The organism is Nostoc cf. commune SO-36 (genome assembly GCF_023734775.1).
Lineage (GTDB): Bacteria > Cyanobacteriota > Cyanobacteriia > Cyanobacteriales > Nostocaceae > Nostoc > Nostoc commune_A.
Genome location: NZ_AP025732.1, coordinates 34,684 through 51,599 on the forward strand (window position 1 = coordinate 34,684; position 16,916 = coordinate 51,599).

14 protein-coding genes and 2 pseudogenes are annotated in these 16,916 nt (G+C 42.4%); all 16 read right to left on the bottom strand.

The window, feature by feature from the left end; all coding sequences use genetic code 11:
• Positions 1 to 32: 32 nt before the first annotated feature.
• Positions 33 to 1,031 (bottom strand): tyrosinase family protein, encoded by a 999-nt coding sequence (locus ANSO36C_RS00155; protein ID WP_251957856.1) that lies wholly within the window; start codon positions 1,029 to 1,031, stop codon positions 33 to 35.
• 106 nt (positions 1,032 to 1,137) lie between these two features.
• On the bottom strand, positions 1,138 to 1,965 hold the full coding sequence (trpA, locus tag ANSO36C_RS00160; RefSeq protein ID WP_251957857.1) for a tryptophan synthase subunit alpha: 828 nt from the start codon (positions 1,963 to 1,965) through the stop codon (positions 1,138 to 1,140).
• Positions 1,966 to 2,338: 373 nt separating this feature from the next.
• Complete coding sequence (gene trpC, locus ANSO36C_RS00165) at positions 2,339 to 3,166, bottom strand: indole-3-glycerol phosphate synthase TrpC (protein ID WP_251957858.1); 828 nt, start codon at positions 3,164 to 3,166, stop codon at positions 2,339 to 2,341.
• A 118-nt stretch (positions 3,167 to 3,284) separates the two neighbouring features.
• A complete protein-coding gene (locus ANSO36C_RS00170; protein ID WP_251957859.1) occupies positions 3,285 to 5,486 on the bottom strand; it encodes an anthranilate synthase in 2,202 nt (733 codons plus the stop codon).
• Positions 5,487 to 5,854: 368 nt separating this feature from the next.
• Positions 5,855 to 7,063: a 3-dehydroquinate synthase gene (locus ANSO36C_RS00175; protein WP_251957860.1), complete on the bottom strand. Its 1,209-nt coding sequence runs from the start codon at positions 7,061 to 7,063 to the stop codon at positions 5,855 to 5,857.
• A complete protein-coding gene (locus ANSO36C_RS00180; RefSeq protein WP_251957861.1) occupies positions 7,060 to 7,704 on the bottom strand; it encodes a DsbA family oxidoreductase in 645 nt (214 codons plus the stop codon). Before ANSO36C_RS00180 ends, ANSO36C_RS00175 begins: the two co-directional genes overlap by 4 nt.
• A 12-nt stretch (positions 7,705 to 7,716) precedes the next feature.
• Positions 7,717 to 8,802, bottom strand: coding sequence for a bifunctional chorismate mutase/prephenate dehydrogenase (gene tyrA, locus ANSO36C_RS00185; RefSeq protein ID WP_251957862.1), 1,086 nt, complete (start codon positions 8,800 to 8,802; stop codon positions 7,717 to 7,719).
• A gap of 151 nt (positions 8,803 to 8,953) precedes the next feature.
• Positions 8,954 to 10,243, bottom strand: coding sequence for a glycosyltransferase family 4 protein (locus ANSO36C_RS00190; RefSeq protein ID WP_251957863.1), 1,290 nt, complete (start codon positions 10,241 to 10,243; stop codon positions 8,954 to 8,956).
• 324 nt (positions 10,244 to 10,567) lie between these two features.
• A complete protein-coding gene (locus ANSO36C_RS00195) occupies positions 10,568 to 10,864 on the bottom strand; it encodes a hypothetical protein (RefSeq protein WP_251957864.1) in 297 nt (98 codons plus the stop codon).
• A complete protein-coding gene (scyF, locus tag ANSO36C_RS00200; protein ID WP_251957865.1) occupies positions 10,833 to 11,645 on the bottom strand; it encodes a scytonemin biosynthesis PEP-CTERM protein ScyF in 813 nt (270 codons plus the stop codon). The genes ANSO36C_RS00195 and scyF overlap by 32 nt, the downstream gene beginning before the upstream one ends.
• 173 nt (positions 11,646 to 11,818) lie before the next feature.
• Positions 11,819 to 12,994, bottom strand: coding sequence for a ScyD/ScyE family protein (locus tag ANSO36C_RS00205; RefSeq protein ID WP_251957866.1), 1,176 nt, complete (start codon positions 12,992 to 12,994; stop codon positions 11,819 to 11,821).
• Positions 12,995 to 13,060: 66 nt separating this feature from the next.
• Positions 13,061 to 13,201: a hypothetical protein gene (locus ANSO36C_RS00210; protein WP_251957867.1), complete on the bottom strand. Its 141-nt coding sequence runs from the start codon at positions 13,199 to 13,201 to the stop codon at positions 13,061 to 13,063.
• Positions 13,202 to 13,334: 133 nt separating this feature from the next.
• Entirely contained in the window at positions 13,335 to 13,688 is a 354-nt protein-coding gene (locus ANSO36C_RS34080; protein WP_323374545.1) for a ScyD/ScyE family protein, read from the bottom strand.
• Positions 13,654 to 14,583 carry a ScyD/ScyE family protein gene (locus tag ANSO36C_RS00215; RefSeq protein WP_323374546.1) on the bottom strand — a complete coding sequence of 310 codons (930 nt, stop codon included), beginning with the start codon at positions 14,581 to 14,583 and terminating at the stop codon, positions 13,654 to 13,656. The genes ANSO36C_RS34080 and ANSO36C_RS00215 overlap by 35 nt, the downstream gene beginning before the upstream one ends.
• Before the next feature lie 83 nt (positions 14,584 to 14,666).
• A pseudogene (gene scyC, locus ANSO36C_RS00220) lies at positions 14,667 to 15,633 on the bottom strand (scytonemin biosynthesis cyclase/decarboxylase ScyC).
• Positions 15,634 to 15,658: 25 nt separating this feature from the next.
• A pseudogene (gene scyB, locus ANSO36C_RS00225) lies at positions 15,659 to 16,721 on the bottom strand (tryptophan dehydrogenase ScyB).
• Positions 16,722 to 16,916 lie beyond the last annotated feature (195 nt).

Here is a 16,916-nt window from a genome sequence, read left to right on the forward strand (position 1 = left end):
CGTAAGGCTGACCATCAGCAGGATAGAAATCGCTACCTTGATGGACCGTTCTCTTGCCATTCAGCCCAGAGGCGGTCTGCGTTTGCATGATGCAACCAAAACACTGGGTCATAAGGCGAACTTGGTATATTGCTCATAGTACCCAAGCCCTTAAACTTTACGGGTCTTGTACTTGCGTCTATCTGTACCCCACCAACTAAACCATGAATATAGTTGTGTACAAATCCCCCTGGGGTAACTTTACCTTGCTCATCTACAGAGATAAATCCTTCTAAAGCAGGGCGAAATAGAGAATAATCATTAAGAGCCAAGGCACGCTCAACATCTTTTTTGGGGACAGGGTAATCGGTGGCAGGAGGTAGTTTTAGAAAGCGGACAAGTGATGTACCTAATGATGTGTTGGTATCTAAGTCAATGTTTAATGCTGGATTCATAACCCAGCCATAAGCAGCCGAAAAAGCGCCTGGTACAATGCCACCTGTAAAGTTTCCTTGATTGGGAATTTTAATGGTTACTCCTTGACCGTTAGAACCAAGAAAGTCATCGTTAAAAATTACATCAAGTGCTTTGGCATCTGTCCAATCCCAGTAGGGGAGAGTAACATTTGGGTCTACTGCTTGCAGTGCTTGTTCAAATCTGCGAATATATTCTCGATGCCAAGGGAAAAATGCGGCATTTTCATGAGCCAATTCTTGAACCGAACCATTGGAATGTCCTTTATGGTTATGAATCAAGCGTGTTGCCCCTATATGTATGGCAACGAATTGGTCGTAAATACTGAGCTTGCTTCCTGCGGGGATTACAGTTTTTAAGGTTTTGATTGCCTTGACGAAGGCTGTTTTCTCTGCTGATGTTAGGTCAGTTACGTTCTTTCTTACATCTGGGCGAGCGTATTGTCCAACATTGTGATCCCAATTGTATTTGTATTGTTTGTAGTCAATGCGATCATGGGCGAAGACTGCGATCGCACAGGCGCTAACTAGAAGTAAGCTATAAATTAGTATTTTGACGGATTTCAGCAGGGATTTCATAGCCAAGATTTCCTTTGTATTTCTTCCTTTGCGTTCTTTGCGGTTTGTTATTTTTTGTCGAACCACAGAGGCGCAGAGAACGCAGAGAGAGAAAAAAGAGAGTTTTTTATTTTGCGGAACCAACTTGTTGCAGGGATACTTGAGTAATAGCTGTTTTAAGTTCCTGACAGAGTTGTTCGACAGCTTGCAATCTTTGGGTTGAGCTACCTTCAGCTAACCTTTTAACGAAGGCACTACCAACAATCACCGCGTCTGCACCCCATTCCATTACTTGATGTGCTTGTTCTGGCCCGGAGATGCCAAAACCAACACCGATGGGTTTATCGGTGACGCTTCGCAAATCTGTAATTAAATGCTTTACGCGGTCTTGGATTTGAGCGCGGATACCTGTAACACCTGTAACGCTCACTAGGTAGATAAAACCTTGAGATTGACGAGCGATCGCTTCAATTCTATCTTGAGAACTGGTAGGAGCTACGAGTAAAATTACCTCAATTCCGTAAGATGCAGCAGTTTGGATTAATTCTTCTGCTTCTTCTAAGGGTAAGTCTGGCACTACTAAGCCTTGGACGCCAGCAGCAGCAATTTTTCCTAAAAATGGCTTAATACCTCGGTGCAAAATAGGGTTGTAATAAGTAAATAGAATTATTGGCGCTTTTAGACTAGGAATCACTGTGTGCAACATCTCTAGCACTTGTTCTAATTTCGTGCCTTTTTGCAAAGCGCGGGTTGCTGCTGCTTGAATTACAGGCCCATCTGCGAGAGGATCGGAGTAGGGAATGCCCAACTCGATAAAGTCTGCACCGTTGCGATCTAAAATACGTAATGCTTCGGCGGTGGTTTCTAAGTTAGGATCGCCTGCTGTGATAAAGGGGATTAAAGCACACTGTTGGCGATCGCGTAAAGTTTGAAAGGAAGCTGAGATAGAAGTCATGCTGAAATATAGTTAATGATTGGTTAATAGTTTTGGAATAATTAACACTTACCAATTAGCGATGTCCACGCTAAATTTTTGGTTAATGAGCCTTTGATACTCGTGAGCGAGTCTTTTATCTCCGTTAACGAGCCTTTGATACTCGTGAGCGAGTCTTTTATCTCCGTTAACGAGCCTTTGATACTCGTGAGCGAGTCTTTTATCTCCGTTAACGAGTCTTTGATACTCGTGAATGAGTCTTTTATCTCCGTTAACGAGTCTTTGATACTCGTGAGCGAGTCTTTTATCTCCGTTAACGAGTCTTTTATCTCCGTCGGCGAGTATCAGAGTTTCATTTTTTTTAATTACAGATTTTAGTAATTAGATAATAGGTTTAAGAAAGGCTCAAAAGACTGCGTACAGCTTGCTCTACATCGCTTTGTTTAACTAAAGACTCTCCAATCAAAACTGCACGCGCTCCAGCCTCAGCCACAAGAGATAAATCAGCAGGTGTATACAGTCCAGACTCGCTAACGAGGGTGATATCCAAACTTTGTAATTGTTGTTGACGCTCTGCTAAAAGTTGCTGTGTTGTTCTTATATCAAGGGTAAAATCTTCTAAATTGCGATTGTTGATTCCGACTAGATGTAAGTCCTCAAGCTTTAACACCCGGTCGAGTTCCGCCAAGGTATGAACTTCCACCAGCGCAGTCATCCCCAAATCATGAATCACTCGCAAAAAATCTTGGAGTTCTTCATCTGATAAAATGGCAGCAATCAATAATACTGCATCTGCGCCTGCTGTCCGTGCTAAATAAATTTGATAGCGGTCAATGATGAACTCCTTGCACAGTAGGGGTAATGCAACTTGTTGACGCACTCTTCGCAGATTATCAAAACCACCTTGAAAGAACTTTTGGTCAGTCAGGACTGATAAACAAGCTGCACCACCCCGTTCATAAGCTTGAGCAACAGCTACTGGGTCAAAATCTGCGCGGATAATCCCCCGGCTAGGCGATGCTTTTTTAACCTCGGCAATTAAGCTCGGTTGGTGAGGATTTTCTTGTAAAGCAGTCAAGAAATTTCGCACAGTCGGGGCTGCATTTAACTGTTTTCGCAAGGAGGCTAAAGGCAGTTCTTGCTGCATTTGGGCAACTTCTTGCCTTTTATGCGACACAATTTCTTCAAGAATATGGCGGGAAGTGGTAACTTGGTTAGTCATAAACTGCTTGGGGAGTGGGGAGTGGGGAGTAAGAATTTTAGATTTTAGATTTTGGATTTTGGATTAAATTTCAATCTAAAATTGTCAATCCAAAATCTAAAATTGAATTGCCCAATGACTAATGACCAACGACTAATGACTCTTTGGTTGTATATGCACGCACGACATTTTTAATGATTTCCAGACCGACTTCTCCAGCTAAAGTCATGATTGACTCTGGATGAAACTGAACGGCGGCGATGGGAAGTGTTTGATGTTCAATGCCCATAATTACGTCGTCATCAGAAATCGCTGTTACTTTAAGTTCTTTTGGCAAACTTTGCGGTAGGGCAAACAATGAGTGATATCTACCGACTGGAAAAGATTGTGGTAAATTTTTGAAGGTAACAGAATTGGAATCGGTGACAAAAATCCGTGAAGATTTACCATGTTGGGGATAGTGCAGGACTCCTAATTCTCCATCAAAAGCTTCAACAATGCCTTGCAGTCCTAGACAAACTCCGAAAATAGGAATTTTGCGATGAAGAAGCGCACCGACAGTCTGGGGAACCCGAAAATCACTTGGTCTACCAGGGCCAGGAGATAAAACAACTAAGTCAGGGCGTTCTGTATCGAATAGCGATTCGGAGAAACCATGACGCAGCGTGGTGACATTTGCACCAGTTTGGCGAATGTAATTGGCTAAGGTATGAACAAATGAGTCTTCGTAATCTATTAGTAAGATGCGTTTGCCATCTGCTGCACTTGGAAAGATTTTAGTTAATTTTATAGAACTGGATTGAGCAGTTTTCTGAGTGGTTTGCTTAACACGGCGAATTGTCTCAAATAAAGCAGCAGCTTTGGTAATTGTTTCTTGTTCTTCTGCTTGTGGTATGGAGTCATAAAGGACTGTAGCGCCAGCTCGCACTTCTGCGATGCAATCTTTTAAGCGGATTGTCCGCAGAATTAATCCAGTATTTAAATTACCGTTGAAATTTAGATAGCCGACTGCTCCACCATACCAACGTCGAGCGCTCTTTTCGTGGCGTTCCAGAAAATCTATTGCTGCTCTTTTGGGTGCGCCTGTGACTGTAACTGCCCATGTATGCGACAGAAAGGCATCTAAAGCATCAAATTGCGATCGCAGTGTTCCTTCAACATGATCTACTGTATGTATCAGGTGGCTGTATAATTCGATTTGACGACGACCAATGACTTGTACTGAACCAGGTTCGCAGATGCGGGATTTGTCATTGCGATCGACATCAGTACACATGGTCAACTCAGCTTCATCTTTGTGAGAGTTGAGTAACTGACGAATTTGCACGGCATCATCAAGAGCATCTTGTCCCCGGCTAATAGTGCCACTAATTGGACAAGTTTCAACCCGCCTACCTTCAACCCGCACAAACATTTCTGGAGATGCACCTATCAGATATTCTCCACCTAGATTAAAAATAAACCCATAAGGACTAGGATTTATTTCTTTTAAGGTGTTAAATAGTTTGCTGGGTTCGTCTTCATAGCTCTCAAGAAAATTTTGGCTAGGAACAACTTCAAATAAATCGCCTCTGCGGAAATAATCGAGTGCAACCTCAACTTTTTTCGCATATTCGCCTATTTTATGGTCAGCAGTTTGACTCGGTTGCAGATGTTTACCGCGATAATCTACAGACTCACCTGTTCTTGGAAGATTCTTGGTGTTGCCGTGCGCTGTTTCAAAATCATATTGTATGCGAAATGCGCGTTGCTGATAATAGTCAACAACGATCAATTCATCTGGCAAATAAAGCACCAAATCGCGCTGATCTGTAGGACGTTCCAGATGTTGGGTAATTGGTTCAAACTGAAAAACTAAGTCATAACCAAAAGCACCATACAAGCCTAAATGTTCGTCTTCTTGGCTAGAGAAAGTATATAGAATTTCGCGGACAACTGTAAATGATGAAGGTTGCTTACTGCGTTCTTCTTCAGTAAATGATTTTTTCGTTGGTTTAATAAAACCGACAATATTATGATTATCTTGGGTGACTTTCTCAAGCTGTTCTGACTGAGATAGACGCTTTAAGAGGAATGGTAAAAGTGTTTGCCCACGTTCATTTAACGCTATCAAAGTGAAAGCATTCTCTTGTGTAGTCAACTCTAAAGGTGGATTGACAAATCCGATCGCCCATCTTTTGTATCTGCCTGGATATTCGTAGCTACTCCTTAACAAGCCTCCACGCTGAGAATTTAAGTGGAAGAGAATATCTTCGAGGGCAGTGTCCATCTGAACTTCGGTGATGGAGCGAGAAATACTTACACCGCCAAGGGTTTTGTAGGAACGTGAATCAAAAGCCATGAGTTATTTCTCTGTAATAGTTATTAGTCAGTCATTAATCAATAACCATTAATCATTATTAGTAGTTATTTGTAAATTTAGAACAGGCTTAGACAGCTTACTTTCAATCCAAGCCAAAATATTTTCTTTCGCCTATTCTTTCTAAAAGATGTAATGAAAAACTTTTTCCTTCTTATCTAAGAATACTAGATATCAAGCAGATAATACATTGAATAATTTTTAGATCGGGTGTCAATTTATTCGCTTTTTATACTGCTTTTCTAGTAAATTCTCTGATAAAGCTATCCAGAATACTCCGCTTCTCCCAAAAGTAGTATATTCATAAAAACTCAGCGTTCCTCTGCGCTTCCCTCAGCGTCACTCTGCGTTTAAAACTTCACCCTAAATTCTTGCAACAGCGATATTGCTTCCCTGTACAAAAACAAATCCACCTCATGAACCTCAATTCTTTTTCCAATCCCTTGTAACAGCGTCAAAGTTAACTCTCCCCCCAAATGTTCGCGGAATTCAGTTAAACCCCGAAATAGACAATCAGGATCTTCCAATTGTGATAACTTCTGGGCTAGTTCTGGCACATACAACGCGAAACCTAATGCCGATAAAGTCTTTAATATTTGTTGCCAATCTGAATAATCCAGCAATCCTGCTAAAAAGGAATAGGTGCTATCCAAAGCAATACCGATCGCAACTGCTTCGCCATGACGCAAGCGATAATTTGTCAAATGCTCCAGCTTATGAGCCGCCCAATGTCCAAAATCTAGGGGACGAGAGGAACCCATTTCAAAAGGATCGCCGCCATTGGCAATATGTTCTAAGTGCAACTGAGCGCAACGATAGATAATCTGTTGCATACTATCCATATCTCGGCACACCAAGGCTGGGGTGTGACGGTGGATAAAATCAAAAAAGCTAGCATCTTTAATTAGTGCCACCTTGATTGCTTCTGCGATTCCAGAACGCCAATCGCGATCGTCTAAGGTTGTCAGAAAGGCAGAGTCATTTATAACTGCGTAAGGTGGCGCAAATGTGCCGAGAAAGTTCTTTTTCCCAAAGGCATTGATGCCGTTTTTGACTCCAACTCCAGAATCATTTTGTGCCAACACTGTTGTCGGCACTCGAATTAGGCGAATTCCTCGGTGAGCAGTTGCGGCTGCATATCCCACTAAATCCAATACAGCCCCGCCGCCGATCGCTAATATGTAGGAGTGGCGACATAATCCAGCTGCTTCAATCTGTTGCTGGATTTGATCTACTAAATTGCGATCGTTTTTAGCAGCTTCTCCTCCCGAAATTATCATTGGTTCGGCTGCGATCGCTAGTACTTCTGCATAAAACTTGGTATACGCAACTAATTGCTTCACCAATTCAGGTTGATACTTTAATATTCCTGCGTCTACAACTGCAAATATTTTCTTTGGCTTAGTTTCTCCATCTGCTGTAATCACTTGAGCCAACGTGGGATTTTTCAACTCAAATAAATTTTGCGTGAAGTAAACCTCGTAGTTGAAAGAAACCGAAACACGTTGATGAATTGGTTGCAGATTGAATTTACTTTTTTGCTTAATGTCAACTATCATATTTTTGCAGGTATATCTAAAAGTGCAGCACGATTCAAAGTTTCAAGGAACGCCTTTACCGAGTAGGAACCATTTACCTTGACTTTGTTATTGATCACAAAGAACGGAACACTATTGATGCCATTTAATCGAGCGAATGTTGATTCAGCGACAACTTTATCAACCGCAGCATCATCATTTAATTGTAGCCGTAATTCGCTAGCATCCATCTGATATGCTGTACCGATGGCAACAATCACATCAATATTTCCAATATTCAAGCCATCTTCAAAGTAAGCTTTATAAATAGCTTCTACAACATCATTTTTTACATTACTGGGTGCAAGTGCAATCAGTTGATGAGAAAGCTTAGTATTAACAGCCAAACTAATTTTATCAAAATCTAGCTTAACTCCAGCCGCCTCACCTGCGCGTTGGGCGCTATCAAACATCTGTTGCATTTCTTCCGCTTTCATGCCTTTTCTGTTTTGCATAAAGCTACGGAATTCATAACCTTCAATAGGAACAGTATTGTCCAGAAGAAAGGGATGCCATCGAATATTTATCTCTTGTTCTTGCCGTTGTGCTAATGCATCAAACAAATGTTTTTTACCAATCCTGCACCAAGGGCAAACGGTATCATGAAAGATGTCTATCAGCATAGTTTTTGTTCCTCAAATGCTAATATTTGTGTGCATCTGTGGTTTAAAATCTCGTTGGATAGCTGTTTTAGCAGCTGCATTTAAAGGCTGTATAAAACTGCTAATTTTCTCTTCAAAGAAGCTTTGAGCGTTTTCAAACTCTTGAATTAATGCGTCTCTATCTTTTTTCGCTACCAGTCTCGCCAATCGGCTATAAGTATCAGCTAAAAAGCTAATTGTCTGACACCTTTCTTCTGTAGCTAGCATAATATCCACACATAAATGAGGATTTTGAGAAAACAAACGTTTAACAATGTCAATTTCTTGGCGGTAATTAGGAGTTGACATTGTTAAACTCTGTTCTATATCGATTCTTGCTTGTGTCAAGAAAACACCAAGGCTAAATCTACAAAAATGTTGCGTTGCTTGAACAATCACCATCATCTGATCGTGTTCTTCAGGCGTGCAAGCGACTAACTCAGCACCTTTACTTTTAAGAAAATCTAAAAACCATTGAAATGAATCATCGTTTCTACCTGGACAAATTATCACTTTTTGTCCTAAAAACGATTTGATATTTGGCCCAAACATTGGATGTAAACCCATGACTGGGCCGCAATGGTGTTCGAGCATCGCCTGAGTTGGCTGTGTTTTAATACTTGTGATGTCACATAAAGCTGTAATTGGGGCGACATATTTTGCTACACGCTTGATAACATCAACCGTATGTTCGATAGGAACGCTTACTAATACTAATTCTGTGTGACTCAACAGTTTATCTGCGTATTCCCAATCTTCATGTTCGAGAACATTAACATTGTGACCTACTAGCGAAAGCTGCTCTTTAAATAATTTTCCCATCCTGCCGCGTCCACCGATGATCGTAATTTGTCGGGGAGCGATGTGATTTGTTGCAGATTTAGGAATCAGACTAGCATGGCAACTATTTACTACACCTGCCCAAACAGACTCAGGAATACCAGCTTGAGCAAGTAGGGGAGCCACATCAGCCAGTTGTTCATCTAAAGAAGGTTGTTCTGATGCTGCTAATAATGATATGCGATCGCTCAGTAAGGCAATCAAGCTTTCGTCTGTTTTTTTAAGCTGATCTAATATCATAAGTCAGTCATATTATAAAGGTCGCTTAACCTAGAATTGGGCATGTACAGCGCGGCGGAACTCAACAAAACGCTTATGCTGCATTCCTTTTGACTTTTGACTTCTAACTTTTGACTTCCGCCTTGCGGTACTAGTCCCCAATCCCCAATTTTCAAATATCAACAAGTGATTCCTTAGAACTCAATTCTGGCAAGATATCCAAAGTTGTCGCCCGTTTGGAAACCACATCAGCAAATAACTCTTCATACCGATTTAGCGCTTGCTCAAAGGAATAGTTTTCTACCGCAAACTTTCTGCCTTTGCGCCCTAATTTTGCTGCTAATTCCGGCTGATTATATAAATCTAATACCGCACCGGCTAAAGCATCTGCTGACTCCGGTTCAACAATAATGCCGCCACCACTTTCTTTGATAGCTTTGGCAGCAGTACCAGTGGCGGGAACTGAACCCACTATTGGGCGGCCACTGGCTAACAACAGTGGTATTTTAGAAGGCATATTGAAGGAAATCACATTGCTCTTTTGCACAATCAACCCGACATCTGCGGCTGCTAACATTTGCGGTAGTTTTTCTCGCGGTTGCAATGGTAACAGCAAAACGTTATCTGCACCACAAGCAAGACAATGTTTTTGCAACCTTTTGAGAGCTTGAGATTCACCCGCAATTACAAAGACAATTTCTTTGAGATGACGCAAGCGAGATGCTGCTTCTATTACTGTCTCCAAACCTTGCGTCAGAGCAATATTACCTGAATAAAGCACTACAAATTTATCATCGAGTTGATGAGTAGCTCTCCAAGAGTTATTCTCCTTCGGTAAAGGGCGAATAAAATTTAGATTTACCCAATTTGGAATACAGACAATTTTATTAGCCGGGACACCTTTATTTTTTAAATTATCTACAAAGCCATCGGCAATGACACTAATGCTATGTGCAGTTCGGTAGGCAAATTTTTCTAAAGCTTCCAGGGCTGAAATCATTAACTTATTTTTAATTAGCCCAACACGCACAGCAGCTTCCGGCAGGATATCTTGCACATTCAGTACTACTGGGCAGTTGTATAGCCAAGCTATTAAAGTTGCAGGTAAGCAGACTAGTAACGGTGGCACTGTTAAGAGAATTAAATCAGGTCGCTCGCCCCTGAGAGCTTGTGGCAAACTTGTAAAAACAAAGCTCAACTCTAGCAGTAGGCGATCTATAAGGTTAGGTTTAGATTTAATCCGCAGGTAACTACGTTGAATGGTGACACCATTTTTGTGTTCAGTAACGTATAATTTACCCCGATAGCGATCGTAAATCTGACGCTGAGGATAGTTAGGCATACCTGTAATTACCCGCACTTGATGCCCTCGTTTCACTAGCCCTTCTGCTAGTTCAGTCATCAAAGGTGCAATGCCGATTGGTTCTGGATGATAGTTATATGAATAAATCAGAATTTGCATGAACTATGTAATGTCCTAAAAGCATTTTTATAATGTTGGCTTTACTGTCTTATACAGTTTTTATCTGCCTTGTTCCAGATTTAATTACCTGAAACTTTTGCCCGGTGTTACCGCCGAGAGTACGCTACCGAAATTATTTACATGGTGCGTTATGCCTTTGGCATAACGCACCTTACCAGGACTGTTACTCAAGCATCAGCAGAACTTAATACTGTTTTTGCAGTTACTTTTCTAAGCTGAAGACTGTCTTTTGTTGCCCACGTTCCGCAAGGTGATAGTAGCAGCCCCAAGTCCGAGCAATACGAAACCCAATGCTGAACTTGGTTAAGGTACTTTAGTTGTACCCTCTACGTTTAGCACTTGAACGCGACCTTGAAGAAATCGCCCACATAAAGCTTGCCATCTTTGAGGCTTGTGCCACCCAGTCCAGTTAAATCTCCCGGGAGTAAGGTCGAGGGGGTGCCAAAAGGAGGAGCCAGTTAATGCTGGAGGCGGTACCGGGTTGCCTGATGCATCTAGGGCTGGTTCACCGTAGGAAGTCAAGAAGTTACCGTTTTTATCAAACACCTGAACGCGGCTGTTGATAGAATCAGCTACATAAACATTCTCTTGTTCGTCCACTTCGATGCAATGGCTGAAGAAGCTGTCCAGGCCCGCTACCTGCTGAACCAAATGCCAACAGAGGATTACCAGTTGGATCGAGTACTTGAACGCGGTTGTTATACTGGTCAGCTACAAAGATATTTCCACTAACTGGGGAAATTCTTATACCTGCTACGCCTTGGAATTCCCCAGGTGCAGTGCCAAGAGCGCCACCAATGACACCAATTGGCTGTCCGTCTGGTGTGAATTTAAGGATTCTTTCGCCGTTAAAATCACCTACGTAAACGTTGCCAGTTTTGTCAAATGTCAAACCAGATGGGCCAAAGAAAATCCTATCATTTACGCGAGGGGTAAAATCTCCGTTTGCAAAGGATCTAATAAAATTACCCTGAGAATCGAATTGATTGATGCGGTTGTTGTAAACATCACCTGAATACAAATCCCCTGTTACGGGATTAAAGTCTACAGTTGTTGGCTCGTCAAACTGCCCAGGCCCTGTGCCACCGGAGCCAATTGCTCCAATATACTGACCGCTAGGATTAAATATTTCAATTTTGTTACCAAGGTCGAAGTTAGGAGTACCATCCGCCGGGTTAATACCGCGTCCGTTAGCTATGAGGGTATTCCCTTGGCTATCCACCGCTATCCCTTGGGGAACAAAAAGTTCTCCAGGGCCGAAGCCAGGACTACCAATACTTCTGTCGTAAGTTAATGTTACAGCCTTGGCTTGGGCTGCTGTTGCCAAGACCATCAATCCAGTACCGAGAATGCCGATTGAGAAATTTTTGACTAATCCCATGAGTTTGAAGTCCTGGTTGTATGAGTGTATACTCTTTCCTAGACTAATATTCGTTCCCAGTCCTAGTTCGGGAACCCTAATATTTGGGCTGCTGCCTCCTGTTTGAAATGCAACTTTCTGTGTGAGGCAGCAGCCTATTCTCTAACCATTACCTGACATCAGGTAATGAGGAATTAGACTATCTCTGCTTTGGGTAGCAATTCACCCAACTTGTCTTGGCGTTTGCGCTTGGCGATCGCACCAGTTGCGCCTACACTAGCAAGGGCTAGTAAGCCAAGTATTGAAGTAGGTTCGGGGACTCTTTCTGTAACAATACCATCCACCCGAACAACCGATCCTAGTTCTGGGCCAACACCGCGTTTGGTGACGTATATTTGCCCGTCAGGGCCAATATCGATTCCAGCAGACGATTCCAACCCTTCACCGGCAGCAACCAGGATTGTGCGAGTTAAATCTGGAGCAACTTTAATCAGAGAACCGGGAAGGAACCGTAAGTCACCCTTTAACTGAGACTCGTCGCCGAACTGTAACACCAGCAAATTGCCTTGATCATCAAAGGTTAAGTCTGTGATTTGTGTAAACCCATCCAGAAAAACCTCTGGGTTCCCATCTTCGCCGATGCGGAAGATCCGCGATTGATTTTCTGGATATGGAAAACCTGAATATTCGGCAACGTACAAGGCTCCATCGGGGCCAATCGTGCCACCTGTAGGTACTGCTTGAATTGCGATGTTTCCTCCTGGAAGCATTTCTACTAACCCTGGAGGCAGTTCTTGTCCTGGTGGTAAAGGTGGTAATGTCGAGGCACTAAGGACTTTCTTGGGAATTGCGATCGCCTCAGACTCACTTCCATCAAGTTTGATTTTATAAGCGGCGTTTCCACCACCGTCAACGACATAAGCAGTATCACCACTAACGGTCAAATCAAAGGGGTTGGTAACTACATCCCCACCGTCTGGGTTATTAGTAATTTCATACTTGCCGAAGTCGAAAATACTTTCCAGCTTTCCGGTATTCAAGTCAGCTTTGAAAAGTTGTGCTAAAAGCGGAGTATTCAGTACTTTATCGGGTGTGGATGGCGGGAAAGTAGCAAGTTGCTGTGGTGGGATAGTGAATTGAGAACCAAGGTTAAGTGATTCTAAATCACGATTTCCTGGATAACCAGCAAACCCAGTTAGAAGATAAGCATTCCCCTGAGAGTCGAATTGTATATCTTGAATACCAGCGCCTTGGTTGCCAGTAGGTTGCTCTGCTATAGATTCAAAGTTATTGAATAGACGCTGTGTGGTTCCATCTGATGCAACTTTGACCAGTGAACCACTATTACCAGCACAGATAGGCTGAAACAAGGTACTCGGAGATGGTTGGCAATTCCGTTTCCTCCGATACCTGGCTCTGCTACGTAGAGAGTACCGTCAGGGGCCAAAGCTAACAGCCCGTGCATTACTGACTCCATCAACAACTGTCGTTAGCGTTGCAGCTTGTACAGATGGCGTTCCACAAATAGCAGCAAAACAAAATGTCAGAGATGTAAGAGCAAATGATTTGAGTTTCATACCTTTGGAGATTGAGAATTAAATAAGTGGAAAACTTTATGGTTATTAAAAGATGACTAATCCCAGTCTTTGAGGAACTTAGGATTGGTTTGAAACTCTTTACTTGAGCGCCACAAACCCATTTATGGGAGGTTTAGTAGCTTCTCTTTTTGTGCAAGCAACCAGCGCCAAAAGCAGCGATCGCTAATATGCCTAAAGCAGAACTCGGTTCAGGGACAGATTTGATATTTTCAATTCTGAGAACTTGTCCACCTCCAGGGCGATCGCCTCGGTTTGTGACGTATACTGCGCTATCAGCACCAATAGTCAAGGCGCTAGGCGACTCTAATCCATTCCCACTCAGAAGAGTTGTGCGTGTCCCATCAGCAGATATTTTGATGACAGAACCATCAAAATCGCCCTTCCAAGCTGACTGATTGGCGTACTGCAAAGCATACAAATTGCCCTCAGTATCAAATTCCAAGTCTGTGAGTTGGGTAAAATCCATCGGCGAAGACTGTTGGCTTGCCATCAGCACCGACTCGATAGATTTTTGCCCCACCTTCCGGGAAGGGAAAACCAGTAAATTGGCTGATGTAATAAGCGCCATCATGGCCTTTAGTCACACTTGAGGGTACTGGTTGACTTGCAAACTGCGATCGCACCACTTCACCTTGAGATGGCACTTGTGCCGGCTCATTGGATGGTGTACCGGAGGGTGGAAAAACTGGATTAGTCAAGATGTCTTGGGGAAACGCAACTATGGACTGCAAATTACTAGCATCAGTGTTAACACTGAGTAAGTTGTTTGCACCTGCATCAACTGCAACTAACTTATTGCCATCTATTGCAAAACCCAAGGGATTGCTACCGACATCACCACCATCGGGATTGTTGGCGAGTTCATAGTTAGCTAAATCGGCAACACTCTTCCAGGAACTGGTATTAAAATCGGGAGCAATGATTTTACCGAGGTCAGTGTCACCTAAATTGCGATCGCGAAAGGTTGGATCAGCCCCATACCCAATCAGAACATAAGGTTTACCTGTAGCATCAAATTTGATGTCACGGGGGCCGGCGGCTCCAGTACCATCTGGTAATGCTAAGGAAGGAAGTCCTGTAAGTATGCGCTCGGTCTTACCATTCTCAATTTTGGTAACTGCACCACTTGTGCCATAGCATAATGAATCGCCTTGACCGCTTGCCGGTGGAACACAAGCGCCACTTCCCCCTATTCCCGCCTCTGTAACATAGAGATTACCATCAGGGCTAAAGCTCAAACCTCCGGCGTTATATAAACCATCGGCGATGACTGAAAAGGATGCAGCTGAGGCAGCTTTGATTCCAGAAAAAGCGGCAACACAAAAGGTGAGGAAAGTAATAGTAAGTTGTTTCTGTTTCATGTGTTGCAGGTAATCTTGAGGAATTAAGGGGGGATTTTAAACGCAGAGGGGCGCAAAGGGAAACGCAGAGGAGCGCTGAGGTTTTAGTTGGTGACTAGTGCTTCTGGAGTTTTTGGTAGATAGCTCATTCCTCGATCAAATGATTTGAGGTTGCCAGCTTTGGCTTCTAGTAAACGTTTGATGTTCATGCTTTCAGCGCCAAAGTCTTCAATTTGAAGTTTGCCGTGGGTGACGGTTCCGTCTGTTTTCCAGAATGTGATTCGATGCAGAATAAAACCAGAAGCTTCGGGATCAGCGAATGCATAAGCGGTTGGGATGAGTAAGGCTACAGAGCGCTGATAGTAGTCGTAATCTGGATAAAAATGTTCTTGTTCAAGCAAGTAGTATTTACTCAAACTATGAACACGTACAGATACTTTTACTTTCTGGTCATATTCATCTTTGAATTCACCTGATTCAGGAGTAATATCACCATCTGGGTGTAATAAATGCGCCCACTCATCTATGTTGTTTAGGTCTTTTAAGTATTCGATGCCGATTTCAATTGGGGCATCAACATAAATTGTGTCTGTATCAATAAAGTGGCTGCCTTTAGCTGCTGATGTCAGACCTGCCTTGCGTTCTAAATACTTTGAGAGAACGACATTCGGAAGTATGTACTGTATGAATTCCCTGCATAATCATCTGAGTTTGCCGTTTGGGATCGACAAAGCTCAACCAATGAAAATACACACCTTTTTCATCTGTACCTGGCTCGATGTAGTCTGTAGGAAACAACAAGACAGGGTAAACTTGAAAATATTTCTGATACTCCAATCCGCAGTGCCACTCAATGCCATAAAATAGCGGATTTTCTAACTTTTTAACGTGATAGTAAAGATTTTTGTGATAACCGGATGCAGTTCCGAGCCAGGTATCTTCGTCAACTTGTTCTTTCATCCGGCTATAAAGCGTCCATTCATCCAAGTTCTTTAAACTACAAAGGTAGTCAAAGGCGCTCTCTGGTGAAGTAGCAATATAAGCTGATGTCGCAAAGGTATTTTTTTCCACTTCTCACTCCTTAAGATAATAAAAATTAAGCTGCGATCGCTTTAGTCTTGTTTCGTTTACCGTTCTGAATACGGTCTTCTGCTAATCGCTTGGCAGCATCGTTAGTAGTAACTCCCTGCTGATTAGCAATATCAAAAATTGCTAATAGGGTGTCATAAATGTTATGCACTTGCTTAAAAGCTTTTTCTTCGTCATAACCAATCATTTCGTTATAAACATTGATTAGCCCTCCAGCATTAATTACATAATCAGGGCTGTAAAGAATTCCTTTCTTTGCAAGCATTTGGCTATGTAGTTGCTCATTTTCCAATTGATTATTGGCTGCACCAGCAATAATAGAAGCTTGCAGAAAAGGAATTGTATGACTATTAAGAATTCCTCCTAAAGCGCAAGGAGAAAATATATCTACATCAAGAGAGTAAATTTCGCTTGGCTCGACAATAGTTGCCCCAAAAAGCCGTTTTGCTTCTTCTGCCTTGGCTGGATCTACATCGCTAACAAAAAGCTTGACATCATGCTCATGTAAGTGTCGGCAAAGATTTTTGCCTACATTTCCTAAGCCTTGAACTGCAACTTTCATGCCATCAAGTCTTTTGCTCTGCCAACGAGATTCTACAGCAGCTTTAATTCCGAGAAAAACTCCTAAAGATGTTATGGGAGCGGGGCCACCAGATTTTTCTGATACTCCAACAACATATCTAGTTTCTTGGCTGATTGTCCGCACATCATCAGGGGTAATATTGACATCTTGTCCGGTAATAAAACGCCCATTCAAGCTCTCAACAAAACGACCATAAGCTCTCAACAAATCATCTGTTTTATTTTCAGGATTAGCGATAATGACTGCTTTGCCTCCACCAGCCGGAATGTTGGCGCAAGCAGCTTTATATGTCATTCCCCGACTCAAACGAAAGCGCATCTTTCAAAGCGGCTTCTTCGTTGACGTAAGGCATGAGTCTTGTCGCTCCCATCGCTGGGCCTAAGCTCGTGTCATGGATGGCAATAATTGCTTTAATTTCGGGATTTTTACCATGACAGAAGAGAACTTGTTCGTGACCCATTTCTCTAACAGTTTCAAATAGCAGCATCTTGACCTCTCGATATTGGTGGGAATTGGTTAGAGAAAGTAATGAACATTACGAAATGTAAGGATATAGACAGAAAAACACTCTCGAATATTAAGATTGAGTGAAGTAAGAAATCTCTTAGTGTCCAAAAATCAAACATTTGAAATTCCAGCTTGCTGAGTGTGTTTTTGGCTGGAATAAGAGAGTGAAAAAATA